The organism is Cellulomonas sp. P4_H4 (genome assembly GCF_056400865.1).
On the sequence record NZ_JBFUKL010000005.1, the window covers coordinates 229,607 to 255,265 of the forward strand.

At 72.6% G+C, this 25,659-nt stretch carries 19 protein-coding genes; 10 read left to right on the forward strand and 9 right to left on the reverse strand.

Annotation, left to right across the window (positions count from 1 at the left end; all coding sequences use genetic code 11):
* Positions 1–126 precede the first annotated feature (126 nt).
* From ettA to AC1DPN_RS15660, 4 genes are all read left to right on the forward strand, one after another.
* Complete coding sequence (ettA, locus tag AC1DPN_RS15645) at positions 127–1,809, forward strand: energy-dependent translational throttle protein EttA (RefSeq protein ID WP_477085690.1); 1,683 nt, start codon at positions 127–129, stop codon at positions 1,807–1,809.
* Positions 1,810–1,971: 162 nt separating this feature from the next.
* On the forward strand, positions 1,972–3,798 hold the full coding sequence (locus tag AC1DPN_RS15650) for a GTPase family protein (protein WP_477085691.1): 1,827 nt from the start codon (positions 1,972–1,974) through the stop codon (positions 3,796–3,798).
* A complete protein-coding gene (locus AC1DPN_RS15655; RefSeq protein ID WP_477085692.1) occupies positions 3,774–5,390 on the forward strand; it encodes a GTPase in 1,617 nt (538 codons plus the stop codon). Before AC1DPN_RS15650 ends, AC1DPN_RS15655 begins: the two co-directional genes overlap by 25 nt.
* 9 nt (positions 5,391–5,399) lie before the next feature.
* Complete coding sequence (locus AC1DPN_RS15660; RefSeq protein ID WP_477085693.1) at positions 5,400–5,879, forward strand: acyl-CoA thioesterase; 480 nt, start codon at positions 5,400–5,402, stop codon at positions 5,877–5,879.
* Here AC1DPN_RS15660 and AC1DPN_RS15665 read toward each other — a convergent pair.
* The 5 genes from AC1DPN_RS15665 to ptsP are packed head-to-tail and all read right to left on the reverse strand — an operon-like array spanning position 5,876 to position 11,522.
* Complete coding sequence (locus AC1DPN_RS15665) at positions 5,876–7,456, reverse strand: SDR family oxidoreductase (protein WP_477085694.1); 1,581 nt, start codon at positions 7,454–7,456, stop codon at positions 5,876–5,878. The two genes, AC1DPN_RS15660 and AC1DPN_RS15665, sit on opposite strands and share 4 nt — an antisense overlap.
* 56 nt (positions 7,457–7,512) lie before the next feature.
* A complete protein-coding gene (locus tag AC1DPN_RS15670) occupies positions 7,513–8,487 on the reverse strand; it encodes a DNA topoisomerase IB (protein ID WP_477085695.1) in 975 nt (324 codons plus the stop codon).
* A 36-nt stretch (positions 8,488–8,523) separates the two neighbouring features.
* A complete protein-coding gene (locus tag AC1DPN_RS15675) occupies positions 8,524–9,381 on the reverse strand; it encodes an acyl-CoA thioesterase (protein WP_477085696.1) in 858 nt (285 codons plus the stop codon).
* Positions 9,381–9,773 (reverse strand): globin, encoded by a 393-nt coding sequence (locus AC1DPN_RS15680; protein WP_477085697.1) that lies wholly within the window; start codon positions 9,771–9,773, stop codon positions 9,381–9,383. The genes AC1DPN_RS15675 and AC1DPN_RS15680 overlap by 1 nt, the downstream gene beginning before the upstream one ends.
* A gap of 48 nt (positions 9,774–9,821) precedes the next feature.
* Entirely contained in the window at positions 9,822–11,522 is a 1,701-nt protein-coding gene (ptsP, locus tag AC1DPN_RS15685) for a phosphoenolpyruvate--protein phosphotransferase (protein WP_477085698.1), read from the reverse strand.
* A gap of 137 nt (positions 11,523–11,659) precedes the next feature.
* On the opposite strand from ptsP, the gene AC1DPN_RS15690 reads away from it, so the two are divergent.
* Both AC1DPN_RS15690 and AC1DPN_RS15695 read left to right on the forward strand, forming a co-directional pair.
* Positions 11,660–11,935, forward strand: coding sequence for a PTS sugar transporter subunit IIB (locus AC1DPN_RS15690; RefSeq protein ID WP_477085699.1), 276 nt, complete (start codon positions 11,660–11,662; stop codon positions 11,933–11,935).
* 22 nt (positions 11,936–11,957) lie between these two features.
* A complete protein-coding gene (locus AC1DPN_RS15695) occupies positions 11,958–12,419 on the forward strand; it encodes a PTS sugar transporter subunit IIA (protein ID WP_477085700.1) in 462 nt (153 codons plus the stop codon).
* A 3-nt stretch (positions 12,420–12,422) separates the two neighbouring features.
* On the opposite strand, the gene AC1DPN_RS15700 is transcribed toward AC1DPN_RS15695, so the two are convergent.
* Positions 12,423–13,514, reverse strand: coding sequence for a mechanosensitive ion channel family protein (locus tag AC1DPN_RS15700; RefSeq protein WP_477085701.1), 1,092 nt, complete (start codon positions 13,512–13,514; stop codon positions 12,423–12,425).
* Positions 13,514–15,658, reverse strand: coding sequence for a prolyl oligopeptidase family serine peptidase (locus AC1DPN_RS15705; RefSeq protein WP_477085702.1), 2,145 nt, complete (start codon positions 15,656–15,658; stop codon positions 13,514–13,516). Before AC1DPN_RS15705 ends, AC1DPN_RS15700 begins: the two co-directional genes overlap by 1 nt.
* 113 nt (positions 15,659–15,771) lie before the next feature.
* Here AC1DPN_RS15705 and malQ point away from each other — a divergent pair, with 113 nt between their 5' ends.
* The gene (malQ, locus tag AC1DPN_RS15710) at positions 15,772–17,901 is read left to right on the forward strand and encodes a 4-alpha-glucanotransferase (protein ID WP_477085703.1); all 2,130 of its coding nucleotides are present in this window, start codon (positions 15,772–15,774) and stop codon (positions 17,899–17,901) included.
* Positions 17,902–17,967: 66 nt separating this feature from the next.
* Here malQ and pepN read toward each other — a convergent pair whose 3' ends face one another.
* Entirely contained in the window at positions 17,968–20,568 is a 2,601-nt protein-coding gene (gene pepN, locus AC1DPN_RS15715; protein ID WP_477085704.1) for an aminopeptidase N, read from the reverse strand.
* Positions 20,569–20,698: 130 nt separating this feature from the next.
* Here pepN and AC1DPN_RS15720 point away from each other — a divergent pair, with 130 nt between their 5' ends.
* From AC1DPN_RS15720 to AC1DPN_RS15730, 3 genes are all read left to right on the forward strand, one after another.
* Positions 20,699–22,252, forward strand: a complete 1,554-nt coding sequence (locus AC1DPN_RS15720) for a phytoene desaturase family protein (RefSeq protein ID WP_477085705.1) — start codon at positions 20,699–20,701, stop codon at positions 22,250–22,252.
* A 70-nt stretch (positions 22,253–22,322) separates the two neighbouring features.
* The gene (locus tag AC1DPN_RS15725) at positions 22,323–22,934 is read left to right on the forward strand and encodes a mycothiol-dependent nitroreductase Rv2466c family protein (protein ID WP_477085706.1); all 612 of its coding nucleotides are present in this window, start codon (positions 22,323–22,325) and stop codon (positions 22,932–22,934) included.
* A gap of 89 nt (positions 22,935–23,023) precedes the next feature.
* Positions 23,024–23,545, forward strand: coding sequence for a hypothetical protein (locus tag AC1DPN_RS15730; protein ID WP_477085707.1), 522 nt, complete (start codon positions 23,024–23,026; stop codon positions 23,543–23,545).
* Between the two features lie 37 nt (positions 23,546–23,582).
* Here the strand turns inward: AC1DPN_RS15730 and AC1DPN_RS15735 are convergent, their stop codons facing one another.
* Positions 23,583–25,571 carry a M13 family metallopeptidase gene (locus AC1DPN_RS15735; protein WP_477085708.1) on the reverse strand — a complete coding sequence of 663 codons (1,989 nt, stop codon included), beginning with the start codon at positions 25,569–25,571 and terminating at the stop codon, positions 23,583–23,585.
* Positions 25,572–25,659 lie beyond the last annotated feature (88 nt).

The following is a 25,659-nucleotide window of genomic DNA, read 5'->3' on the forward strand; positions in this document are numbered from 1 at the left end:
CCGGCAGCCCGACGACGCTGGTCGGTCCGCGCCCTCACGGGTGGCGCGGCCGATCGCGTCGCGGCTGCCGGACAGCAGTGCCCGTCGACGGGCACCTCCACGAGCACCGAGGCGGACGAAGAGCCAGTGGCTGAGTTCATCTACTCCATGTACAAGACGCGCAAGGCGCACGGCGACAAGGTCATCCTCGACGACGTCACCCTGAACTTCCTGCCGGGCGCGAAGATCGGCGTCGTCGGGCCGAACGGAGCCGGCAAGTCGACGATCCTCAAGATCATGGCCGGCCTCGACCAGCCGTCCAACGGCGAGGCGCGACTGAGCCCCGGCTACACGGTCGGCATCCTGCAGCAGGAACCACCGCTGAACGAGGCCAAGACGGTCCTCGGCAACGTCGAGGAGGGCGTCGCCGAGATCAAGGGCAAGCTCGACCGGTACAACGAGATCTCCGTGCTGATGGGCGAGCCCGACGCGGACTTCGACGCGCTGCTGGCCGAGATGGGCGTGCTGCAGGAGGCGATCGACGCCGCCGACGCGTGGGACCTCGACGCCCAGCTCGAGCAGGCGATGGACGCGCTGCGCTGCCCGCCGCCGGACGCCGACGTCACCGTGCTGTCGGGTGGTGAGCGCCGCCGGGTCGCCCTGTGCAAGCTGCTCCTCGAGAAGCCCGACCTGCTGCTCCTCGACGAGCCCACCAACCACCTCGACGCCGAGAGCGTGCTCTGGTTGGAGCAGCACCTCAAGGACTACTCGGGCGCGATCCTGGCGGTCACCCACGACCGGTACTTCCTCGACCACGTCGCGGAGTGGATCTGTGAGGTCGACCGCGGCCGCCTGTATCCGTACGAGGGCAACTACTCCACCTACCTGGAGAAGAAGGGCGAGCGCCTGGCCATCCAGGGCAAGAAGGACCTCAAGCTCGCCAAGCGCCTCAAGGAGGAGCTGGAGTGGGTGCGGTCCAACGCCAAGGGCCGCCAGACCAAGTCCAAGTCGCGTCTCGCGCGCTACGAGGAGATGGCCGCGGAGGCGGACCGCACCAGGAAGCTGGACTTCGAGGAGATTCAGATCCCGCCGGGCCCGCGCCTGGGTGCGATCGTCCTCGAGGCCGCCAACCTGCAGAAGGGCTTCGACGGCCGCGTGCTCATCGACGGCCTGAGCTTCACGCTGCCGCGCAACGGCATCGTCGGCGTGATCGGCCCGAACGGCGTCGGCAAGACCACGCTGTTCAAGACGATCGTCGGGCTCGAGCCGCTCGACGCGGGCAGCCTCAAGGTCGGCGAGACGGTCAACATCTCGTACGTCGACCAGTCGCGCGGCGGGATCGACCCCAAGAAGACGCTCTTCGAGGTCGTGTCCGACGGGCTCGACTTCCTCAAGGTCGGCAACGTCGAGATGCCGTCCCGCGCCTACGTCGCAGCGTTCGGTTTCAAGGGTCCCGACCAGCAGAAGCCGGCCGGCGTCCTCTCGGGTGGTGAGCGGAACCGTCTCAACCTCGCGCTCACGCTCAAGCAGGGCGGCAACCTGCTGCTGCTCGACGAGCCCACCAACGACCTCGACGTCGAGACGCTCGGCTCGCTCGAGAACGCGCTCCTGGAGTTCCCCGGCTGCGCCGTCGTGGTCTCCCACGACCGGTGGTTCCTCGACCGGGTGGCGACGCACATCCTGGCGTACGAGGGCACCGAGGAGAACCCGGCCAGCTGGTACTGGTTCGAGGGGAACTTCGCCTCGTACGAGGAGAACAAGGTCGAGCGGCTGGGTGCGGACGCCGCCCGCCCGCACCGCGTGACGTACCGCAAGCTGCGCCGCGACTGATCACGCTCGACGGCCCGCTCGACCACGCGTCGGGCGGGCCGTTCGTGTACCTGCCGGGTAGCGGAGCCTCGCCCGTCACGACAGAGTCAGGGTCCGACGAGTGGTCGGACGAGTGGTCAGACGAGGTTGGTGAGCGGTTCCGACGGGTCAGGAGGTGGAGCGATGGCGCACGACGACCTCGCCGACGCCCTGCTGACCCTGCGCGGACGTGTCGCAGACGTGCGCCTTCCCCTGGAGACCGCCACCGCCGAGACCGGACGCGCCGACCGCGCGCGTGTGCTGGACCAGCTGGACGACTACCTGCTCCCGCGGCTGCGCGACCCGGGTGCCCCGGTCCTCGTCGTCGTCGGCGGATCGACGGGCGCCGGGAAGTCGACGGTCGTCAACTCGCTCGTCGGAGCCGAGGTCAGCGCACCCGGCGTGCTCCGGCCGACCACGCGCTGGCCGGTCCTGGTGCACCACCCGATCGACGCCCGCTGGTTCAGCACCGACCGCGTGCTGCCCTCGCTCGCACGGGTCATCGGCGGTGACGGCGCAGGTGCGGCTCCCGGGTTGCGACTCGTCGCCTCGGACGTCCTTCCCGCCGGTCTGGCGATCCTCGACGCGCCCGACGTCGACTCCGTCGAGGAGGCCAACCGCGTCCTGGCCGCACAGCTGCTCGCAGCGGCGGACGTCTGGCTGTTCGTCACGACGGCGGCGCGGTACGCCGACGCGGTCCCGTGGGAGCTCCTCGACGACGCGGCGCGCCGCGGCACGCATGTGGCGATCGTGCTGGACCGCGTGGACGCCGGAACCGAGCAAGCGGTGGGCGACGACCTGCGTCGGATGCTCGACGACGCGGGCCTCGCGGACGCGCGGGTGCTGCTGGTGCCGGAGACGGAGCTGGAGGGTGGACTGCTCCCGGAGCAGTCGATCGGCCCGATCGCGGACTTCCTGACGGTGACGGCGACCGATCCCGAGACCCGGTCGGCGGCGCTCGCGGCCACGTGGGACGGGGCGGTGGCGGACGTCGTGCGGCGCACGCTCGACGTCGCGGCGGTCGCGGACGAGCAGCGGGCGGCCGATCTGCGCCTCCGAGCCGCTGTCGCGAACGCCTACGCCGCCGCAGCACGGGACGTGGCGCGAGCGACGTCCGACGGGTCGCTGCTGCGGGGCGAGGTGCTGGCCCGCTGGCAGGACGTCGTCGGGACGAGCGAGCTGTTCCGCTCGCTGGAGCAGGGTGTCTCGCGGCTGCGCGACCGGGTCGTCAGCTTCGTGCGCGGGCAGCGGACGCCGGAGCCGGCACTCGTCGAGGCGGTCGCGCACGGGCTGTCCGCGGTGATCCAGGACGCGGCGGAGGCCGCCGCCGAGACCGCGCACGCTGCGTGGCGCCACGATCCGGCAGGCGCCCCGCTGCTCGACGGCCTGGCGCTGTCGCGTGCGTCGGCGGACCTGCGCTCACGGATCGCCGAGCAGGTGCGCGGCTGGCAGGGGGACGTGCTGGCGCTCGTCGAGACCGAGGGCTCGGGCAGGCGGACGACGGCACGCGCACTGTCCTACGGCGTGAACGCGCTGGGTGCGGTGCTCATGGTCGCGGTGTTCTCGACGACGGGTGGGGTCACCGGCGCCGAGATCGGCATCACGGCGGGTGCTGCGGTGCTCGCCCAGCGGCTGCTGGAGGCGGTCTTCGGCGACGACGCGGTGCGGCGCCTGACTCACGAGGCGCACGAGCACCTGGCCGTACGCGTCCAGGGGCTCCTGGACGAGGAGGCCGCACGGTTCACGGTCCAGCTCGACGCGACGGGCGCGGCGGGCCAGGACGGGACCGACCTGCGGTCCGCAGCAACGGCGGTCAGCGCCGGTGCCGCCGCACGAGACGCCGGCTGGTCGGTCCCGGAGCGCCCGGCGGGCGGCCGAGGGAGCCTGCGGGGCGCGGGCGCGCTCCGGAGCGAGGCGGTCGCGTCGGACCCCCCGACGGTTCCCTGGTGGAAGCGCTGGCGGCGGGGGTGAGCGCCATCGATCTCCGGGCGCGCGTGGCTGCGCTCGACGAGGCGGTCGGCCTCGCGCGCGGGCGCCTCGCCGATGCCGTGCTGGCTCCTGCCGACGAGGTGGTCGAGCGAGCCCAGCGACGGCTCGCGCTGTCCGGCGAGCACACGGTCGTCGCGCTCGCCGGTGCGACCGGGTCGGGCAAGTCGTCGTTGCTCAACGCCCTCGCGGACGCGCACGTCGCCGAGCCGGGCGTCACCCGACCCACCACCGGGCAGCCCGTGGCGGTGATCGTGCCGACGAAGGAGCGGGCCGGGGCGGACGACCTCCTGGACTGGCTCGACGTGCGCGAACGGCACGTCTCGTCCAGCCCGGCCCTCGGGTCCTCGGCCACCGGTCTGGTCCTGCTCGACCTGCCCGACCACGACTCCGTGGTCACCGAGCACCGGGCGATCGCGGAGCGTCTGTACGACCGCGTCGACCTGCTCGTCTGGGTGGTCGACCCGCAGAAGTACGCCGACGCGGCGCTGCACACGCGCTACCTGACGGGACTGCGCGACCACGCGAGCGTCGTCGTCCTGGTGCTCAACCAGGCCGACCGACTCACCCTCGACGAGCAGCGGGCCATGCTGGCGGACCTGCGCAGGCTCGCTGCGCAGGACGGCCTGGCGGCGTCGACGGTGCTGGCTGCGAGCGCGACGACGGGTGCCGGGATCGGCGAGCTGCGCGACCTCCTCGCCGAGGCGGCGCGGCGCCGGCTCGCCGCGACCCAGCGGCTGACCGCGGACGTCCGGGCATCGGCGAACGACCTGCTCACGGCGTGCGGGAACCCGCCCAGCTCGGGCCGAGAGGCCGCGGCCCGTGGGGAGCTCGTGCGGGCGTGGGGCTCGGCCGCGGGGCTCGACGAGGTGGCCGAGGCGGTGCGTCGCTCGACGCGGCGGTCGGCCCGCACGGCGACCGGGTGGCCGTTGACGAGGTGGTTCGCGCAGCTCCGCCCCGATCCGCTGCGCCGGCTGGGCCTCGGGCGCACCGGTGCCGGGGACGACCTCGTCCGGTCCTCGCGTCCGGCTCCCTCCGCCGGCGCGCGCGCGACGGCGGTGAGCACTCTGCGGGGCTACGTCGACGCCGCGACGACCGGCGCACCCGACGCCTGGGTGCTCGCGTCGCGGGTGCGCGCCGGTGCCGTCGACCTCGACGACGTGCTCGACCGAACGGTGGTCCGGGTGCCCGTCGGCACGCCCCGTGTCCCCTGGACCTGGCGGGTGCTGACGTTCGCGCAGTGGGTGCTGCTCGTTGTCGCGGGCGTCGGCCTCGTGTGGCTCCTGCTTCTGGCGGGCATGGGACTGCTCCAGCTCCCGCAGCCGGAGACGCCCATGCAGTGGGGCATGCCGGTCCCGACGCTCCTGCTGCTCGGGGGCGTCGTGGCGGGGCTGCTCGTGGCGGGCCTCGGTCGCCTGCTCGGTGGGCTCACGGGTCGTCGCCGCGCCGCCGCGGTGCGACGCCGGCTCGGGCAGTCGGTCGCGCGGGCCGTGGACGAGCACGTCGCCCGACCGATCGCGGCCGAGATGGACGCGCTCGCGCGGTGCAGGGCGGCCGCCGCCCGTGCCGCCTCCTAGGATCGAGGGATGGCGCGTCTCGAGGTCCCCGTCCTGCTCCGCTGGTCCGACCTCGACGCCTACCAGCACGTGAACAACGCGGCGATGCTCACGCTCCTCGAGGAGGCGCGGATCACCGCGTTCTGGAGGGCTCCGTCGGGCGACCAGGCACCCTGGCCCACGGCGGTCCTCGACGCCGGCCCCGCCGCCCAGATGTCCACCCTCGTCGCCCGGCAGGAGATCGAGTACCTGCGGCCACTCAGCTACCGTCGCACCCCCGTGATCGTCGAGATGTGGCTGGGTCACCTGGGCGGGGCGAGCCTGGACGTCTGCTACGAGATGCGCGACCCGCTGGTCGAGGGCGAGGCGCCGGTCGTGTACGCGCGTGCGGCGACGACGGTCGTGCTGGTCAGCACCGCGACGGGAAAGCCCGTCCGGATCGGCCCGGAGCAGCGCGCCGCGTGGGAGCCGTACGTCGAGGAGCCGGTGGTCATCCGTCGTCGGCGCTAGCGCCTGATGCGCGCTCGCTCCGCGGCCTGCGCCGCACGTCCGATGTTGCGCTGCATGCCCCCGAACACGATCCCGTGGAACGGGTAGACCGACCACCAGTAGAGCTGGCCGAGCAGGCCCTTCGGGTGGAACAGGGCCCGCTGGGTGAACGTGGTGGGGGCCCCGTCGTCCTCGTCGTCGACACGCAGCTCGAGCCAGGCCAGGCCTGGTACGCGCATCTCGGCCCGCAGCCGCAGGAGCCGTCCCTCCTCGATGGCCTCGACCCGCCAGAAGTCGACCGCGTCGTCCACGAGCAGCGTCATCGGGTCGCGACGACCCCGCCGCAGCCCGGGCCCGCCGACGAGGCGGTCGGCAAGGCCGCGGACGCGCCACGCGAGGCCCCACGAGTACCACCCGCGCTCGCCGCCGACCGCCTCGAGGACGCGCCACAGCGCCGCGGGAGAGGCGTCGACCGAGATGGACCGCTCGTCGACGTACAACGATCCGCCCGCCCAGTCGGGGTCGCTGGGCAGCGGGTCGCTCGGGGCTCCGGGCACGGCTGCCGACGACCACCGCGTGGTGACGGCGGCGTCGTGCACGCGTTGCAGCGCGAGGCGGACCGCGCGGTCGAAGCCGATCAGCCCGCCGGGCGGGTCGGGCACGTAGGCGGCGACGTCGTGCTCGTCGCACACCACCTCGTGCACGAGCGACTCGACCAGCGGCCGGGCCAGTCCGGCGGGGACAGGCGTCACGAGCGAGACCCACAGGCTCGACAGCTTCGGAGTGAGGACCTTCACGCCGACGATGATCCGAGGTCGCAGGCCGGCCGCGGCCGCATAGCCCTGCATCATCTGGCGGTAGGTCAGGACGTCCGGGCCGCCGATGTCGAACCCTCGGCTGACGTCGCCAGGCATCACGGCCGAGCCGACCAGGTAGCGCAGGACGTCGCGGATCGCGATCGGCTGGATGCGGTTCTCCACCCAGCGCGGCACCGTCATGGCCGGCAGTCGCTCGGTCAGGTACCGCATCATCTCGAACGACGCGGAGCCCGACCCGAGGATCACCGCGGCGCGCAGCACGGTCGTGGGCACACCGGACGCGAGCAGGATCTCGCCGACCTCGGTGCGCGAGGCGAGGTGCGGTGAGAGGTCCTCGCCCTCGGGGTAGAGGCCGCCGAGGTAGACGATCCGGCCGACGCCCTCCGAGCGCGCCGCCTGCGCGAACATCAGTGCTGTGCGACGGTCGGTCGACTCGAAGCTCCGGCCCGAGCCCAGCGAGTGGATGAGGTAGTAGGCGACGTGGGTGCCGGCGAGCGCGGCCCGGATCTGGCCGGGGTCGGAGGCGTCGGCGCGCGCGTGCTCGACCTGGTCGTACCAGGGCCGGCCCCTCAGGCGGTCGGGGTTCCGCGCGATCGCGCGCACGCGGTACCCCGCGGCGAGCAGCTCGGGCACCAGCCGGCCGCCGACGTACCCCGTGACGCCCGTGACCGCGACGAGCGGTGCGTCCGGGCGTGCGCGTCCGTCCGGTGCGAGCCCCGGGACGAGCCCCGGGAGCGTGTCGGCGACCGGGGCTGGCAGCAGGTCGTCCGGGGCGGTCATCTGGGCAGTCTGCGGTGTATCGCGGGGCCCCGCACCCGGGACGGCTGAGCGTGCCCTCAGGTCAGCAGTGCCAGCGTCTCGCGCTCGGCGACCGCCTGGGAGCGGGTCGGTGTGATCGCCTGCCCTTGCGCCCAGAGGTCGATGACGCGCGGGTCGATGTAGGAGCCGCGGCACACCGCCGGGGTGTTCCCGAGCTCGTCGGCGACGTCCCGGACCACCTGGGTGACCACGCGCTTGCGGGCACGCTCCGAGGCGGGCGGCGGTCCGGCGTCGGCGAGGCCGCGCGCGGTGAGCACGGTCGCGTGCCAGGTGCGGAAGTCCTTGGGCGTCGCGTCCGGTCCGAGCAGCTCCTTGACGTAGGCGCCGATGTCGGCGCTCGTGACGTCGTGCCATCGGTCGCCGTCGCGCCACGCCAGCAGCTCCGCGCCCTCGTCGGCGCGACGCTTGAGCGACCGGATCGCGGCCGCGGCCTCCTCGTCCTCGACGATCGCGTCGCGCACCTGGCCGGACTTTGCGGGGAAGAGCAGGTGCACGCGGTCGTCGGTCACGGTGACGTGCGACCGGAGGAGCGTCGCGAGCCCGTACGAGCCGTGCTTGGCCGCGTAGCCCTCGCCGCCGACGCGCAGGTACGCCAGGTCGAGCAGCCGGAACGCGAGGGCGAGGACGCGTTCGCGCGGCATGCCGTCGCGCCTCAGGTCCCGTCGGACGCGTCGCCTGGCGGCCGGCAGCCGGGCCGCGATCTCGAGCACCTTGTCGTGCTTGAGGCGGTCGCGACGCACACGCCACTGCTGGTGGTACAGGTACTGCCGTCGCTCGGCGTCGTCGAGCCCGGCCGCCTGGATGTGGCCGTTCGGCCACGGGCTGATCCAGACGTCCCGCCAGGCCGGCGGGATGGCGAGCGCGACGATCCGGCTCACCTCGTCGTCGTCGCAGATCCGCTCACGGCCGAGGTCGAGGTAAACGAAGCCCCGGCCGGCGCGACGTCGCGACCAGCCGGGGGAGTCGATGCTGACGCGGCGCAGTCGGACCATGCGGCAGTGTCACCCGGACCGCGACGGCCCGCCCGTTCAGTCGGGGAAGCGGACCATGCCCTCCTGCGCGATGGAGGCCACGAGGGTCCCGTCGCGGCTGAACACCCGGGCCGCACCGAGGCCGCGACCGCCTTGCGCGCTGGGCGACGACTGCACGTACAGGAGCCAGTCGTCGACTCGTACATCCCGGTGCCACCACATCGCGTGGTCCAGCGACGCGATCGACAGCCCGGGCGTGACCCACGACTTGCCCGAGCGCCGCAGGATCGGCTCGAGCATCACCTGGTCGCACGCGTACGCGAGGAGCGCGCGGTGCAGGAGCTGGTCGTCGGGCAGCGCGCCTCGGGACCGGAACCACACCGACTGCTGGCCGGTCACGTCGGGGGCGGCGCCGAGGTAGATCTGCCCGTTCACGTGCCGCACGTCGAACGCGGCCTCCTGCGTCCAGAACTTCGCGACCGGGTGGTCGATCGCACCGAGCACCTCGAGCGCGGACGGCACGTCCTCGGGCGCGGGGATCCCGGCGGGCATCGGGTCGGCGTAGTCGACGCCCGGCTGCTCTTCTTGGAACGATGTGATCATCGACAGGATCGCCGATCCGCCCTGCAACGCGTGCGTCCGGCGTGCCGTGAAGGACCGGCCGTCGCGGAGCCGCTCCACCGCGAACGTGGTGGGCTCGGCGACGTCCCCTGCGCGCAGGAAGTAGCCGTGCAGCGAGTGGGGGAGTCGGCCGTCGGGCACGGTCGCGCCGGCGGCGAGCAGTGCCTGGGCCAGCACCTGGCCGCCGAACACCCGACCGCTTGGCTGAGGCAGCGAACCGCCCGTGAAGACGTCGTCCGCGCCGCCCCCGAGTCGCAGGATGTCGAGCACGGGCCCCATCGGGTCAGTCGTCATCAGTCCTCGAAGGTGTTGAGCATCGAGTGGGCAGCACGTTCCAGGTAGTCCCACAGCTCTGCCTTGTGCAGGGGAGCCAGGTCGAGGCTGTCGACTGCGGCCCGCATGTGCACGAGCCAGCGGTCACGCGCGTCCGGGTTGACCTTGAAGGGCGCGTGCCGCATGCGCAGCCGTGGATGTCCGCGCTGGTCGGAGTAGGTGGTCGGTCCGCCCCAGTACTGCTCGAGGAACAGCGTCAACCGCTCGGCGGCGGGGCCGAGGTCCTCCTCGGGGTACATGGGCCGCAGCACCGGGTCTTCTGCCACGCCCCGGTAGAACTCGTCGACCAGCCGGACGAACGTCTCGTGCCCGCCCACCGCGGCATAGAAGGAGTCGGCTCTCACGGCGACCATCCTCACACGCTGGGTGAACGGCTCCGGTCGATCGCGCAGTGACGGGCGCTACAGGCCCAGCTCCTGCAGCACCGGCAGCTCGGCCCGGACGATCGCGCGTGCGTCCGCCGCCCCGGGCGCCGCCAGCGCCAGCTGCGCGAGGCGTCGGCACTCGTCGTAGGACGTGGCGGCGAGCAGCGCGGCGACGTCGGGCAGCGCACGCGGCGTCATCGACAGCGACGACACCCCGAGCCCGACGAGGACGGCCGCGAGCGCGGGGCTGGCTGCGGCCTCGCCGCAGACGCCGATCGGGCGTCCCTGCTGCGCGCCACCGGCGCACGCCGCGGCCACCAGGTGCAGCACTGCCGGCTGCCAGGGATCGGACAGCTCCGCGACGGCGCCGAGGAGCCGGTCGGCCGCCATCGTGTACTGCGTGAGGTCGTTCGTGCCGATGCTCGCGAACGCGGCGTGCGCCAGGATCGGTCCGGACAGCAGGGCCGCGGACGGCACCTCGATCATCACGCCTGCCACGTCGAGCCCGTGCTTGGTGCAGGACGCCACGAACTGCTCGGCCTCGTCGACGGTCGAGACCATCGGAGCCATGACCCACACCTCGGCCCGCTCCTGCTCGGCCGCGCGGGCGATCGCGGTGAGCTGGTCCTCCAGGACCTCGGGATGGCGGACCGCGGTCCGCAGACCACGCACGCCCAGTGCCGGGTTCACCTCGGGTTCGTCCGTGAGGAAGGGCAGCGGCTTGTCCGCGCCCGCATCGAGCGTCCGGATGACGACCTTGCGGTCGGGGAAGGCGCTGAGCACCTCGCGGTACGCGGCGACCTGCTCCTCGATCGTCGGAGCCTCGGCGCGACCGAGGAACCCGAACTCCGTGCGGAAGAGCCCGACGCCCTCGGCCCCGGCCGCGGCGGCGGGTGCGGCGTCGGACGGGTCTCCGACGTTCGCGAGCAGTGCGACGGCGTGGCCGTCGGAGGTGCGTCCGTGGCCGTCGAACGTCCGGACCGTGTCGGCTAGCGCCCGGGCCGCACGGACCTGCTCGTCCGTCGGGTCGACCGTCACGGTCCCGGCGGAGCCGTCGACGAGCACGAGCCCCTCGGCGTGCACGACCGCCTCGGCACCCCGGGCCGCGACGACGGTCGGGATGCCACGTGCTCGCGCGAGGATCGCGGTGTGCGAGGTGGGGCCGCCGGTGCCCGTGACGATCGCCAGCACGCGGGTCGTGTCCAGGGTCGCGACGATGGCAGGCGCCAGGTCGGCCGCGACGAGAACGAACGGCTCCTCGTGCGCGGGCACGCCCGGCGCCGGGCGCCCGGTCAGGTGCGCGACCAGCCGGTCGCGGACGTCGGCGATGTCCTGGATCCGCTCGGCGAAGTAGCCGCCGAGCGCCTCGAACTGCTCGGCCACCGCCTCGGCGGCCTCCCACACGGCGCGCTCGGGCACCAGCCTGTCGTTGACCACACGCTGCTCGGCGTCCTCGACGAGGCTCGGGTCGGCCGCGATGGCCGCGGTCGCGTGCAGCACGTCGGCACTGTCGCCCTCGGCGCGGTCCGCGGCGGCGTCGAGCGCGACGCGCACGACCTCGGAGGCCTGCGAGATCCGGGTCGCCTCGGCGGCGTAGTCCGTGCCGGGCGGCAGCCGGCGGCCCGACGGTGGCTCGGCGACGGGGTCCGGCATCAGCACGGCGGGCGCCACGACGCGTCCCGGGCTCACACCGATCCCGGTGATGACCGTGGGGTGTTCAGGCTGCACGGCACTCACCGGCGTGACCTCCTTGTCGACCTACCGCAGTCTGGGGCCTCGACCTCTCCCGACGCCAGTCCGGCCCGCCGCCCGCCAGTCGGGAGAAACCGGCACCGGCGCTCGTCCGAACGCCCCGCAGGGTTACTCTTGGCGTCGTGCGCTCGCAGACGCGCGCTCGCCAGACGAGTCCGAGGAGATTCATGAGCAAGGCAGAGCAGATCCTCGCGGCGCTGGGTGGGGACTCGAACGTGGTCGACCTCGAGCCGTGCATCACCCGGCTCCGCGTCGAGGTCACGGACGCCCACCTCGTCGACGAGGTCGCCCTGAAGGCGAGCGGCGCGTTCGGCGTCGTGCGCTCGGGCCGCATCGTCCAGGTGATCGTCGGCCCGGAGGCCGACAACCTGGCCGCCGAGCTCGACTCGCTGCGCTGAACCCCGGCCAGGGGCCCCGCGCATGGCCGTCCTGCGTCTGATCAGCCCGCTGTCCGGGGTCGTGCTGCCGCTCACCGCGGTGCCGGACCCGGTGTTCGCCGACGGCATGGTCGGCCCGGGCCTCGCGATCGAGCCGTTGCGCACCCAGACGCAGACCGTCCTCGCCCCGGCCGACGGCGTGGTCGGCGCGCTGCATCCGCACGCGTTCGCACTCGAGCTCACCGAAGGACGCACGATCCTGGTCCACCTCGGGATCGACACCGTCGGGCTCGCGGGCTCCGGCTTCACTCTGCACGTCCAGGGTGGGCAGCCGGTGCACGCCGGCGACCACCTCGTCACCTGGTCGCCGCTCGACGTGCACGCCGGCGGGCTCGCCACGATCTGCCCGGTCGTCGCGCTCCAGGCAGACGCGGACCTGCTCACGATGCTGGTGCCCGAGGGCACCAGCGTGCACGCGGGCGATCCGTTGCTCGACTGGGCCTGACGCTCAGTCGCCCGTCGAGCCCTCGGTCGCCGCGGCGCGGGCGTCCCGCTCGTTGACCAGGTCGTCCAGCGGGGTGTCGTGCGGGTCCGACGCCTCGCGCTCGGCCACGTGCGCCCGGTGCGTCGCCATGAGGTCCCGCTGCCCGGCCAGCGGCACGTGCGCCGCCTCGAGGGCCCCGCGCGTCGCGATCCGCAGCTCGCGCGCGACCTCCCACTGCTGCGCCGGTGACGTCTTGACCTTGAGCCGCAGCGTGACCGCCTCGGCGCTGAGCCGTTCGATGCCGGTGATCGTCGGCTCGCCCAGGATGTGCGAGCCGGTGATCGGGTCGGCGACCACGCGGGCCGCCGCCTCCGAGAGGAGCGAGCGGACCTGGTCCAGGTCGGCGAAGTAGTCGACGTCGATCTCGACGACCGCCGTGGCCCAGCCCTGCGTCTTGTTGCCCACCCGCAGCATGGTGCCGTTGGGGACGTACCAGAGGGTGCCGTCGGCGTCGCGGATCTTCGTGACCCGCAGCGACACGGCCTCGACCGTCCCGGTGGCCGGTCCCACGTCGATCACGTCGCCCACGCCGTACTGGTCCTCCATGAGCATGAACAGGCCGGTCAGGAAGTCCTTGACCAGGCTCTGCGCGCCGAAGCCGAGCGCGACGCCGACGATGCCGACCGAGGCGATGAACGGGGCGAGGTTGATGCCGAGCACGTCGAGGATCAGGAAGAACGCGATGCCGCCGATGACGATGGTCGCGCTCGATCGCAGGACGGAGCCGATGGTGCGGGCGCGCTGGGCTCGGCGGGCGTTGGCCAGCGGGTTGGCCTTGTCGAGCACGGCACCCACCGCTGTCTCGCCCAGGGGCTTGAGCACGCCGCGCTCGAGCCACGGGGTTCCGTCCGCGACGTGGTTCGTGATCGTACGGATCGAGCGCCGGACCAGCCAGAGCGTGATCGAGCTGATCCCGATGATGAGGATGATGCGCAGCGGGATGCCGACGAACCACTGGCCCCACGTCTCAGGCTTCGCCTGCCCGGTGAGCAGGTCGGCGATGCTGCTGCTGCTCGGCGACGGGGCCGGCTCGACCTCGCCTGCGACCGCCGGCATCACGCGCGGTTCCACAGGCCGGTGCGGTCCGCGACGAACTGGAGCTGCTCGACCGACAGCCCGATGCTGCGGGACAGCGACCGTCCTCCGTGCCCGACGCCGGTCTCACGGCGCACGAGGATCGGGTGCGTCGTCGGGTCGCCCGACGTCGCGGCCTGCAGGGCCGCAGCGAGCTTGCGCGCGTGCAGCGGGTCGACGCGGGTGTCGCCCTCGAACACGGTGAACAGGGTGGCCGGGTAGCTCGCGCCCTCGACGACGCGGTGGTAGGGCGAGTACCCGAGCAGCCAGCCGAGCTCGGTCGGGTCCGAGGCGTCGCCGTACTCCTCGGTCCACGTGACGCCGAGGCCGAACAGCTGGTAGCGGACCATGTCGAGCAGGGGCGCCGAGCAGACGGCCGCGGCGAACAGGTCGGGTCGCTGAGTCACCGCGGCGCCGACCAGCAGGCCGCCGTTCGAACCGCCCCAGCACGCGAGCTCGCCGGGCGTCGTCCAGCCGTGCTCGACCAGGTGCTCACCGACGGCGTGGAAGTCGTCGTACACGTTCTGCTTGCTGCCCCGCATGCCGTCGCGGTGCCACTGCTCGCCCTCCTCGCCGCCGCCGCGCAGGTTCGCGACGACGTAGACGCCGCCCGCCTCGACCCACGCGAGCGTCGACGCCGAGTACGCCGGCTCGAGCGAGATCTGGAAGCCGCCGTAGCCGTACAGGACCGCGGGTGCGGGGGCCAGCGGTGCACCGTCGGCCCCGAGCGCGTCGGCACGGGCGACCACGAACGCGCGCACGATCGTGCCGTCCTTGCTCGTGACCTCGATCTGCTGCGCCCGGACGTCGGGCAGGTCGGCGACCAGACCCGGGGGAGCCGCCCACAGCGTCGTCGTGCGTGTGGTCGCGTCGAGCCGGTGGACGCTGCTCGGCGACGTGTGGTCGGTGTACGAGAACCAGATCTCCTGGCCGCCCTCGGGCCTGGTGACCAGGCCGGAGATCGAGCCGAGCCCGGGCAGGGTGACCGCGTCGGTGCGCACGCCGGTGGCCGGGTCGTGGACGGTGACCTCGGAGACCGCGTGCCGACGCCACGATGCGAACAGGGCCGTGGGCGTGCGGTCGTCGCCGCCGCCGTCGACGAACGCCACGTCCTCGAGCACCGCGGTCGGGTCCTCGTCGAGAAGCGTGGTCCAGTGCTCGACGCCGGGCGTCGTCGGATCGGTCACCGCGATGCGACCGCGCGGCGCGTCGAGGTTGGTGTGCACGTAGAGGCGCCCGTCGCGGGCCACCCAGGCGCCGGTCTCGGCGTCGAGCCCGACGGCGACCTCCGCGAAGGTCGGGTCGTCGACCGGGGACGAGTCCAGGTCGGCGATCCAGACATCCGTCCGCGGCGCCGTTCCGGCCGACGCCGACACGATCAGCCAGCGACCGTCGCGGGACACCGAGACGCCGTAGTAGTTGGTCAGGTCGAGCCCGTCGCCGAACACCTCGACGTCCTGGTCCGCCGGGGTGCCCAGACGGTGCAGCCAGATGCGCCGGTGGTACTGGACCTCGTCCGCAGGCAGCCCGTCGGGCGACAGCCGCCGCACGTAGAAGAAGGCCTCGCCGCCGGGCAGCCAGGCGACCGGGGAGTAGCGCGCACGGTCGATCGGACCGTCGACCACCTCGCCCGTCTCGACGTCCAGCACGCGCAGGATGCTCTCCTCCGTCCCACCCGTCGACATCTGGTAGGCCACCAGGTGACCCTCCTTCGACGGCTGCCACGAGTCGAGCGTCGTCGTGCCGTCAGGGTCGATCTGCATCGGGTCGAGGAGCACGTGCTCGTCGTCACCGTCGGCGACGACGACCACCGCGTGCTCCTGGTCGCCCGATCGACGGGAGAAGAAGCGCCGGTCGCCGCGCCACGCGGGCGGGCTGACGAAGCCCGCGCCGAGCAGCTCGCGCAGGCGTTCGCCCAGGGCTGCGGAGGCCAGCGGGCCGTCCGTCGGCAGACCCGCGCGGTAGGCCTGGTAGCGCTCGTCCTGCACGCTCGACCACGCCTGCGTCTCGTCGGCGGACTCGTCCTCGAGCCAGCGGTACGGGTCGGCCACAGCGTGGCCGTGCAGATCCTCGACGAGATCGAGGCGTGTCGTCGGCGGGTAGGGGGGAAGGGCGCGTGCCGTCATGGTCCGCAAGGTTACGACGGCCACCCGTGAACGGACCGCGTGTGACGCATCCGTCGGCGCACCCGCCGACATACGTCCTGCGTGCGGCGGAGAGCCTCTGGCAGGATCGATGCGTGGCCGACGACCCGGTACCTGCGTCCGACGCCCTGCTACGCCTCGCTGCGGCCTACGGGGTGGTGCCCGACCACTGGGACTTCCACGGTCAGAACCGCCGTGCGAGCTCCGCGACGTTGCAGGGTGTGCTCGGTGCGCTCGGGGTGGACGCCTCGTCGCCCGAGCGCATCGACCTGGCGATCGCCCACGTCGACGACATGCCCTGGCGTCGCGTCCTGCCACCCGTGGTCGTGGTCCGGCAGGGCAGGCACGCGCGGGTCGCGGTGCACGTCCAGCACGGCGACCCGGTCGAGGTGTGGGTCGAGCTCGACCCCGAGGCCGGCGGCGGTCGGCGTGAGGTCGTGCAGGCAGACGTGCCGATCCCTCCACGGACGGTCGACGGACGGCTGGTCGGCCGCGCGACCTTCACGCTGCCCGACGACCTGCCGCTCGGCTGGCACGAGATCGTCGCGAGCGGTCCGTCCGCCGAAGCGCACAGCCCGCTCGTGGTGACGCCGACCCATCTCGACGTGCCGGACTCGATCAGGACCCACCGGTCCTGGGGCCTCATGGCCCAGCTCTACTCGGTGCGGTCGAAGGCCTCGTGGGGCGTCGGGGACCTGGCAGACCTCGCCGAGATCGGGTGGCTCGCCGGACGTGAGCTGGGCGCCGACTTCCTGCTCATCAACCCGTTGCACGCGGCCGAGCCGACCGTCCCGATGACCCCGTCGCCGTACCTGCCGACGACCCGCCGCTTCGTGAACCCCCTGTACATCCGCGTCGAGGACGTCCGCGAGGCCGGCTACCTGTCCGCCGCCGACCGCACGCTCGTCGAGTGGGCGGCGGAGCCCGTGCTGGCCACCGTCGGCGACTCGGGCCCGATCGATCGCGACGCAGCCTGGACCGCCAAGCGAGCCGCGCTCGAGGTGGTGTTCGCGGCACCGCGCTCGACCGCGCGGCAGGCGGCCTTCGACGCCTACGTCGAGCTCGAGGGCGCCGGCCTGGAGAGCTTCGCGCTGTGGTGCGCGCTCGCCGAGAGGTACGAGGGTGCCGAGTGGCCGCTCGAGGCGCGCGACCCGGCGTCGGCCCTCGTCGCCGCTGCACGCGACGAGCTCGCGGACCGCGTCGAGTTCCACATGTGGCTCCAGTGGCTTGCCGACGAGCAGCTCGCCGCGGCGCAACGTGCGGCGCTCGACGGCGGCATGGCGTTGGGGATCATGCACGACCTCGCCGTCGGCGTGCACCCCGAGGGTGCGGACGTGTGGGCGCTCGGCGACGTGCTCGCCAGCGGCGCGACCGTGGGCGCACCGCCGGACATGTACAACCAGCAGGGCCAGAACTGGTCGCAGCCGCCGTGGCGCCCGGACGCCCTGGCCCGTGCCGCGTACAAGCCGTATCGCGACATGCTCCGCACGGTGCTGCGGCATGCCGGAGCCATCCGCATCGACCATGTGATCGGGCTGTTCCGCCTCTGGTGGATCCCCGAGGGGGCCGACGCCGGCGACGGCGCCTACGTGCGCTACGACCACGAGGCGCTCGTCGGGATCCTCGCGCTCGAGGCCCACCGTGCGGGCGCGGTCGTCATCGGGGAGGACCTCGGTGTCGTCGAGCCGTGGGTCCGCGACTACCTGTCCGACCGCGGGATCCTGGGCACGAGCGTGCTCTGGTTCGAGCGGGACATGTACGGCGCACCGCTGGCGCCCGAGCACTACCGCCCGCTGGTGCTCGCCACGGTCACCACGCACGACCTGCCGCCCAGCGCCGGCTACCTGGCGGGCGAGCACGTGTCGATCCGCGAACGCCTGGGGCTGCTGACCGAGCCGGTGCACGTCGTGCGCGCGGCGGCGCTCGCCGAGCGTGACCAGATGCTCGGCGTGCTGCGTGACCGCGGGCTGATCGGCGACGACGCGTCCGAGCGCGAGATCGTCGAGGCGCTGCACTCCTACGTGCTGGCGACCCCGTCGGTGCTGGTCGGCGTCTCCCTGGCCGACGCCGTGGGGGAGCGGCGCGCCCAGAACCAGCCCGGGACCGACCAGGAGTACCCGAACTGGAAGGTGCCGCTGGCCGACAGCTCGGGGCAGGTCGTCCTGGTGGAGGACCTGTTCACGAACGCGCGCCTGCGCTCGCTCGCTGCGGTGCTCAACAGCTGAAGGCGGTGCTCCGTCGCGAACGGCCCGCCTACCCGAAGGTGAGCGGGGCCGCCCCTGCGTGTGCCGTCAGCCTCGGCGGCGGTCTGCGGCCTGGGCGGCCAGAGCGCGGCGGACGCCGTCGCGCGACTCGAGGACCAGGCGGCGCAGCGCCGGCGGGGCGTCGGGGTGTGCGTCGAGCCACGCGTCGGTCAGGCCGAGGACGTCCACGCGGTCGTCGCCTGCGAGGTCCGACGGGTAGAGGCCCACGACGATGTTCTGCGCCATCTCGCTCGTCTTCGTCTCCCAGATCCGCTCGAGGCCCTCGAAGTACGGACCGACCCACGGCAGCAGCAGGCCGAGGTCGTGGACCCTGCCGAAGCCGGCGATCGTCGCGGCCTGGATCGCGTTCGGCAGACCTTCGCCCTCGGCCACGGCGGCCCAGGCGGTCGCCTTGGCATCCGCCGTCGGCACCGCGGCGCGTGCGGCCGACGCGGCGCGCTGTCCCGTGGCGGTCGGGTCCGCGGCGAGCTGTGCCGCGACGTCGGTCCCCACGGCGCGGCCACCCGCAACCAGCGACGTGAGCAGCTCCCAGCGCAGGTCCGTGTCGATCGAGAGCCCGTCGAGCGTGCTGCGCCCGTCGAGCAGGTCGCGGACCGCATCCAGCTGCTCGGGCGTCGCGGCCCGGCCCGCGAACGACTTGACCAGCTGCAGCTGGGTGTCGGACCCGGCCTCGGCGGCGCGCGCCAGCCCGAGGAGGGCATCCGCCGCGGCAATGTGGGATGCCGCCCGGCGTTCCGGAGCGACGAACAGGTCGAGCGTGGTCGACAGCTGCCGCAGGAGCACGAGCACGACCGACGAGTCGGTCTCGTGCGCCAGGTTGTGCAGCACGAGGTCGACGAAGTCGCCCGCGGGAGTCTCGCCGTCACGCGTGGCGTCCCAGGCGGCGGTCCACACGAGCGTGCGGGGCAGCGACGAGTCGAACTTGGCGAGGTGCTCGATCGCGGCGTCGAGCGACTGCGGGTCGAGGCGGATCTTGGCGTAGGCGAGGTCGTCGTCGTTGACCAGGACGAGCAACGGGCGCGGCACACCCACGAGAGCGGGCACCTCGGTCCGTGGGCCGTCCACGTCGAGCTCGACGTGTGCCGTCCGGACGAGGCGGCCGGTCGTGGCGTCCAGGTCGTACCCGCCGACAGCGAGGCGGTGCGGCCGCTGGACGGGGTAGTCGTCGGGAACCTCCTGCAGGACCGCGAACGAGGTGATGGCGCCCGCGTCGTCGACCGTGATCTCCGGGCGCAGCAGCGTCACGCCGGCCTTCTCGAGCCAGAGCCCCGACCATGCGGACAGGTCGCGGCCGCTCGTGGTCTCGAGCTCGGTCAGCAGGTCGCGCAGCTCGGTGTTGCCCCAGGCGTGCTTGGCGAAGTAGGCGCGCACCCCCGCGAAGAACTCGTCCTGCCCCACCCAGGAGACGAGCTGCTTGAGCACGCTCGCGCCCTTGGCGTAGGTGATGCCGTCGAAGTTGACCTCGACGTCCTCGAGGTCGCGCATGTCCGCGACGATCGGGTGCGTCGACGGCAGCTGGTCCTGGCGGTAGGCCCAGTTCTTCTCGAGCGAGGAGAAGGTGGTCCAGGAACTGGTCCACTGCGTCGCGTTCGCGGTGGCCAGCGTCGAGACGTACTCGGCGAACGACTCGTTCAGCCACAGGTCGTCCCACCAGCGCATGGTCACCAGGTCGCCGAACCACATGTGCGCGAGCTCGTGCAGGATCGTCACGGCGCGTCGCTCGATCGTGGCCTCGGGGACCTTGGACCGGAACACGTACGACTCGAGGAACGTCACCGCGCCCGCGTTCTCCATGGCACCGGCGTTGAACTCCGGGACGAAGAGCTGGTCGTACTTGGCGAACGGGTAGGGCACGCCGAACGTGCTCTCGAAGAACTCGAACCCGGCACGCGTCACGGCGAGGATGTTGTCGGTGTCCAGGTGCTCGGCCAGCGACCCGCGGCAGTAGACGCCGAGCGGGATGGTGCGGCCGTCCGAGCTCGTGAGCCGCTGGTGCTCGCCGTGGTAGGGCCCGGCGATGATCGCCGTGATGTACGACGCGATGCGCGGCGTCGGCTCGAAGGTCCAGGTCGCGGTGCCCTTGTCGGCGCCGCCGTTCCGGTTCGTGCCGTCCTCGACGGGCTCGGGCGCGCCGACCTGCGGGTAGTTGGACACCACGGTCCAGTGCGCCGGCGCGGTGACGGCGAACGCGAAGGTCGCCTTGAGATCGGGCTGCTCGAACACGGCGAACACGCGCCGGGAGTCGGCGACCTCGAACTGCGAGTACAGGTAGACCTCGTCGTCCACCGGGTCGACGAAGCGGTGCAGACCCTCGCCCGTGTTCATGTACGCGGCGTCGGCGACGACGACGAGCTCGTTGCTCTCGGCCAGCCCGTCCAGCGCTATCCGCGAGTCCGCGAACACGGCGGCGACGTCGAGTGGACGTCCGTTGAGCGTGACCTCGTGCACGGTCGGCGCGATCAGGTCGATGAAGGTGCTCGCCCCCGCGGTGGCGGCGAACCGCGCCACGGTGCGCGAGGTGAACGTCGTCGGACCGGTCGTCAGGTCGAGAGTGACCTCGTACGACTCGGTCCGGACGACGGACGCACGCTCGCGCGCCTCGGCTCGGGTGAGGTTCTCTCCAGGCACGCAGACTCCTTGGGTCGTGGTCGTCGCAGGTGGCGCCCTGGGGTGTGGGCGCGGGTCGGGCCTGCCCGATCATCGCACGCAAGGGCGAGCCGAGGCCGAGCCTGTGGACGCGCTGGCCTAGGGTCGTCGCGTGCATGCGACCTATGACGCGGTCGTGGTCGGCGGCGGCCACAACGGCCTGACCGCCGCCGCGTACCTGGCCCGGACGGGCCAGAGCGTCCTCGTCCTCGAACGGGGCGAGCACCTCGGGGGCGCGACGCGCTCGGAGCTGGCGTTCCCCGGCGTCGACGCCCGGGTCTCGCGCTACTCCTACCTCGTCTCGCTCCTGCCGCGACGCGTCCGCTCGGAGCTGGGACTGTCGGTCGAGCTGCGTCGACGGCGCATCTCGTCGTACACGCCGCTGCCCGACGACCCGTCCCGTGGCCTGCTCGTGGACACCGGCGACGACGCAGCGACAGCCCGCTCGTTCGAGGCGGTCGGCGCGGCCGGCGACCTCGCGGCGTGGCGCGGGCACGGTGCACGCACGGGCGCGCTGGCCGCACGTCTCTTCCCGACGATGACCGAGCCGCTCCTGTCGCGTGCCGAAGCGCGAGCGCTGCTGGGTGAGGACGACTGGCGCGACGTCGTCGAGAACCCTCTGCGAGACGTCGTCGACGCCACGTTCCGCGATGACCTCGTCCGGGGGGTCGTCCTGACGGACGCGCTCATCGGCACGTTCGCGAGCCCGCACGACGTCGGTCCGGCCAACCGGTGCTACCTCTACCACGTGATCGGCGGGGGGACCGGGGACTGGGACGTGCCCGTGGGAGGCATGGGGGCGGTCGAGGGCGCGCTCGAGGACGCCGCGCGTGCGTGGGGCACCGACGTGCGCACGTCGGCGACCGTGACGCACGTCGATCCGGGCAGCGCGCAGTCACCTGCCGAGGTCACGTGGAGCGATGCGAACGGCGTCGAGCACCGGGTGGGCGCCACGTTCGTGCTGGCCGCGTGCGCCCCGTCGGTGCTCGACCGTCTGCTCGGCATCCCGCCGAGCGAACCCGCGCCCGAGGGCTCGCAGCTCAAGGTCAACATGGTCCTGAGCCGGCTCCCGCGACTGCGTTCGGGCATCGACCCGGCGCTCGCGTTCGCCGGGACGTTCCACGTCAACGAGACCGCGACACAGCTCGAGCGGGCCTACGCCGAGGCCGCTGCCGGGCGCATCCCGACGCTGCCTCCCGTCGAGACGTACTGCCACTCACTGTCCGACGACACGATCCTCGGCCCCGAGCTGCGCGCCCGTGGCGCACACACGCTCACCGCGTTCGGTCTGCACATGCCCGCTCGCCTCTTCGTCGGGGATCCCGACGGTGCGCGTGCCGACGCGCTCGCGGCCACGCTCGCCTCCCTGAACAGCGTGCTGGCCGAGCCGATCGAGGACTGCCTGCTCCTCGACGCCGACGGTGCCCCCTGCCTCGAGGTGCGCAGCCCGGTCGACCTGGAGGCGGACGTGGCGCTGCCGGGCGGGCACATCTTCCACCGCGACCTGTCGTGGCCGTGGGCCGAGCGGGACGACGACGTCGGCGCCTGGGGCGTCGAGACCGAGCACCCGCGCGTCCTGCTGGCGGGTGCGGGCGCACGACGCGGTGGAGGTGTCAGCGCGATCCCCGGCCGCGCGGCAGCGATGGTCGTCGTCTCGCGCACCTGATCGGGAAGTTCTCCGAGGCAATCGGGGTTGTCGATGACGGCACGCCCTCGACAACCTCCTGGAGGACCCTGTGAGCACCCCTCGTCCCGTCGTCGATCTCTGGTTCGACCCGCTCTGCCCGTGGGCCTGGATGACGTCGCGCTGGATCGACGAGGTGAGCACGATCCGGGACATCGAGGTGCGTTGGCACGTCATGAGCCTGTCCGTGCTGAACGAGAAGAAGGACGACCTGCCGCAGCGGTACCGGGAGCTCATGGACGAGGGCTGGGGTTCGGTGCGCGTGATCGTCGCCGCCGCGCGCGACCACGGTGACGAGGTCATCAAGCCGCTCTACGACGCGATCGGCACCCGGCGCCACCCCGGCGGTCGCGACGACTGGTCGGCGATCCTCACGGAGTCGCTCGCCGAGGTCGGACTGCCCGAGTCGCTCGCGGACGTCGCCGGCACGGAGGAGGTCGACGCGCTGCTGCGCGAGTCCCACGGTGAGGGCATCTCGCTCGTCGGCGAGGAGGTCGGCACTCCGGTCGTCGCGATCGACGGTGTCGGGTTCTTCGGGCCGGTCGTCACGCCCTCGCCCACGGGTGACGCCGCCGGCCGGCTGTTCGACGGGCTCGCGCTCATGACGAGCGTGCCCGGCTTCTACGAGCTCAAGCGCACGCGGACCGCGGGCCCGTCGTTCTGACCCGGGCGTTCGCCTGTCCGGTTGCTCCCGTGTGATCCTGGTCGCCGGTCTGACAGACGACCGGGTCCGTGGGGGCCCGTGGAGGTGGCATGTCCCGGCGTTCGCTCATCATCGTCTTCGTCGTCGTGGACGTCCTGCTCGTGGTGCTGCTGGTCGGCATCGCACTGAGCCGTGGCGGCGACGGTGACGGAGGCGACGGGGCTGCGAGCACCCCCGGCGGCTCCGGGGCGGCGTCTGCGTCGGGAAACGCGTCGGAGCCGTCGACCGACGCCACGCAGTTCGCGCTACCCAGCGGGAACATCGCGTGCGCGATGTCGGTCGACGGTGTGACCTGCACGATCGCCAGCTACACCTACGCGCCGCCGGTGGTCGCCGGGTGCACCGAGGTCACCGGTCACGTGCTGGTCCTGAACGCCGACGGCGTCGCGTTCTCGTGCGTCAGCGGCCCGCCGCCTGCGGCGGCAGGTGACGACGTGTCCGTGCTCGAGTACGGGAGCTCGACGACGGTCGGCGACTACACGTGCACGAGCGCGACCGACGGCGTCCAGTGCGTCGACGGTTCGGGCAAGGGATTCCAGCTCGCCCGGGCCAGCTGGAAGGAGCTCCCCTGAGCGGCGCCTCTGTCGAGCACCGCTCAGGAGGGCGTCCTCACCAGATGCGGACCCGGTCCTCGGGTGCGAGGTACAGCTTGTCTCCCGGCTGGACGTCGAACGCCTCGTAGAACTCGTCGACGTTACTCACCACGCCGTTGCAGCGGAACTCGTTGGGGGAGTGCGGGTCCATCGCGAGGCGCCGGATGATCTCCTCGTCACGGCCCTTGGCCTGCCAGACCTGCGCCCAGCCGAGGAGCACGCGCTGCACCCCGGTGAGGCCGTCGATCACGGGAGCCTCGGACAGCGGCGTGCCGAGCGCGATGCGGTAGGCCTTCAAGGCGATGGACAGGCCGCCGAGGTCGCCGATGTTCTCGCCGATCGTGAGCTCGCCGTTGACGTGGTGGCTGCCGCCCAGCTGCTCGGGCGAGAACGCCGAGTACTGGTCGATCAAGGCCTTGGTCCGAGTCTCGAACTCCGCACGGTCGTCCGCGGTCCACCAGTCCTCGAGTAGGCCGTCACCGTCGTACTTGGAGCCCTGGTCGTCGAAGCCGTGACCGATCTCGTGACCGATCACCGCGCCGATGCCGCCGTAGTTCACCGCGGCGTCCGCCTCGGCGTCGAAGAACGGGGGCTGCAGGATCGCGGCCGGGAAGACGATCTCGTTCATGCCCGGGTTGTAGTAGGCGTTCACCGTCTGCGGCGTCATGAACCACTCGTCGCGGTCGATGGGCTTGCCGATCTTGGCGAGCTCGCGGTCCTGCTCCGCCGCGTAGGCGCGCTTGATGTTGCCGATCAGGTCGTCGGGCTCGACCACGAGTGCCGAGTAGTCGCGCCACCGCACGGGGTACCCGATCTTCGGCGTGAACGCGTCGAGCTTGGCCAGCGCCTTGGTGCGCGTGTCCTCGCCCATCCACTCCAGCCCGGTGATGGACTCGCGGTACGCCTCGACGAGGTGTCCGACGAGCTCCTCCATGCGCGCCTTGTGGCTGGGCGGGAAGTGCCGCTCGACGTAGACCTTGCCGACTGCCTCGCCGAGCACGCTCTGGACCACGGAGACGCCACGCTTCCAGCGGTCCCGCAGCTCCTGGGCGCCGGTGAGGGTGCGGCCGTAGAAGTCGAAGTTCGCCTCGACCAGCTCGTCCGTGAGGTACGACGCACGGCTGCTGACCAGGTGGAAGGACAGCCACGCCTGCCAGAACTCGAGCGGCTCGGACTGCCAGAGCGCAGCGAACGCCTCGGCGAACGAGGGCTCGCGCACGACGAGCCGGTCGAACGCGCCCGCCGGCGCGCCGAGCGCAAGGACCCACGAGCTCCAGTCGAAGCCCGGCGCACGCTCGACCAGCTCGGTCAGCGTCATCGCGTTGTAGGTCAGGTCCGCGTCGCGGTCCTTGACCACGTCCCAGTGCGCCGCGGCCAGCTTGGTCTCCAGGCCGACCACCCGGGCTGCGAGGGCGTCCGCGGCGGCCTGGTCCGCTGCAACGCCACCGAGCAGCAGCATGCGGGCCACGTGCGGACCGTAGGCCGCGAGGATGCCGGCGTACTGCTCGTCGCGGTAGTACGACTCGTCGGGAAGGCCGAGCCCGCCCTGCGCGAGCAGGACGACGTAGCGCGTCGGCTCCTTGGAGTCGTTGTCCACCCCGAAGTCGACGCCGCCTGCGCCGCCGGTGCGCTGCAGCGCGCCCAGCACGCCGGTCAGCTCGGCCTGCGACGTGGCGCCCTCGATCAGCGCGAGGTCGACGCGCAGCGGTGCGAGCCCGAGCGCGGCGATCGTGCCGGTGTCCATGAAGCTCGCGTACAGGGCACCCACCTTGGCCTCGACCGGGTCGGTGGACGTACCGTCCGCCGCCGAGGCGCCCGCGTCGACGATGATGTCCCGCACCTGCTCCTCGGCCTGGTCGTGCAGGGCGCGGAAGGAGCCGTCCATCGCGCGGTCCGCAGGGATCTCGTGCGCCGCGGCCCACAGGCCGTTCACGTGGGCGTAGAGGTCGTCCTGGGGACGGGTGCCGGGGTCGAGTGCGGTCAGGTCGATGCCACTGCGCGTCATGGTGACAGCGTACGGATCACCACCGACGTCGCCAGCGCCGACATCTCCGCTGATCGCGAACGCAGGAGCCGCCTGAGGTACGGCAGGA

Coding starts and splice junctions, on each gene's coding strand:
- AC1DPN_RS15705 (WP_477085702.1), bottom strand. CDS start 15,658: ATGACGGCACGCGCCCTTCCCCCCTACCCGCCGACGACACGCCTCGAT.
- AC1DPN_RS15730 (WP_477085707.1), top strand. CDS start 23,024: ATGTCCCGGCGTTCGCTCATCATCGTCTTCGTCGTCGTGGACGTCCTG.
- AC1DPN_RS15675 (WP_477085696.1), bottom strand. CDS start 9,381: ATGACGACTGACCCGATGGGGCCCGTGCTCGACATCCTGCGACTCGGG.
- AC1DPN_RS15670 (WP_477085695.1), bottom strand. CDS start 8,487: ATGGTCCGACTGCGCCGCGTCAGCATCGACTCCCCCGGCTGGTCGCGA.
- AC1DPN_RS15735 (WP_477085708.1), bottom strand. CDS start 25,571: ATGACGCGCAGTGGCATCGACCTGACCGCACTCGACCCCGGCACCCGT.
- AC1DPN_RS15700 (WP_477085701.1), bottom strand. CDS start 13,514: ATGCCGGCGGTCGCAGGCGAGGTCGAGCCGGCCCCGTCGCCGAGCAGC.
- AC1DPN_RS15680 (WP_477085697.1), bottom strand. CDS start 9,773: ATGGTCGCCGTGAGAGCCGACTCCTTCTATGCCGCGGTGGGCGGGCAC.
- AC1DPN_RS15695 (WP_477085700.1), top strand. CDS start 11,958: ATGGCCGTCCTGCGTCTGATCAGCCCGCTGTCCGGGGTCGTGCTGCCG.
- AC1DPN_RS15665 (WP_477085694.1), bottom strand. CDS start 7,456: ATGACCGCCCCGGACGACCTGCTGCCAGCCCCGGTCGCCGACACGCTC.
- AC1DPN_RS15660 (WP_477085693.1), top strand. CDS start 5,400: ATGGCGCGTCTCGAGGTCCCCGTCCTGCTCCGCTGGTCCGACCTCGAC.
- AC1DPN_RS15650 (WP_477085691.1), top strand. CDS start 1,972: ATGGCGCACGACGACCTCGCCGACGCCCTGCTGACCCTGCGCGGACGT.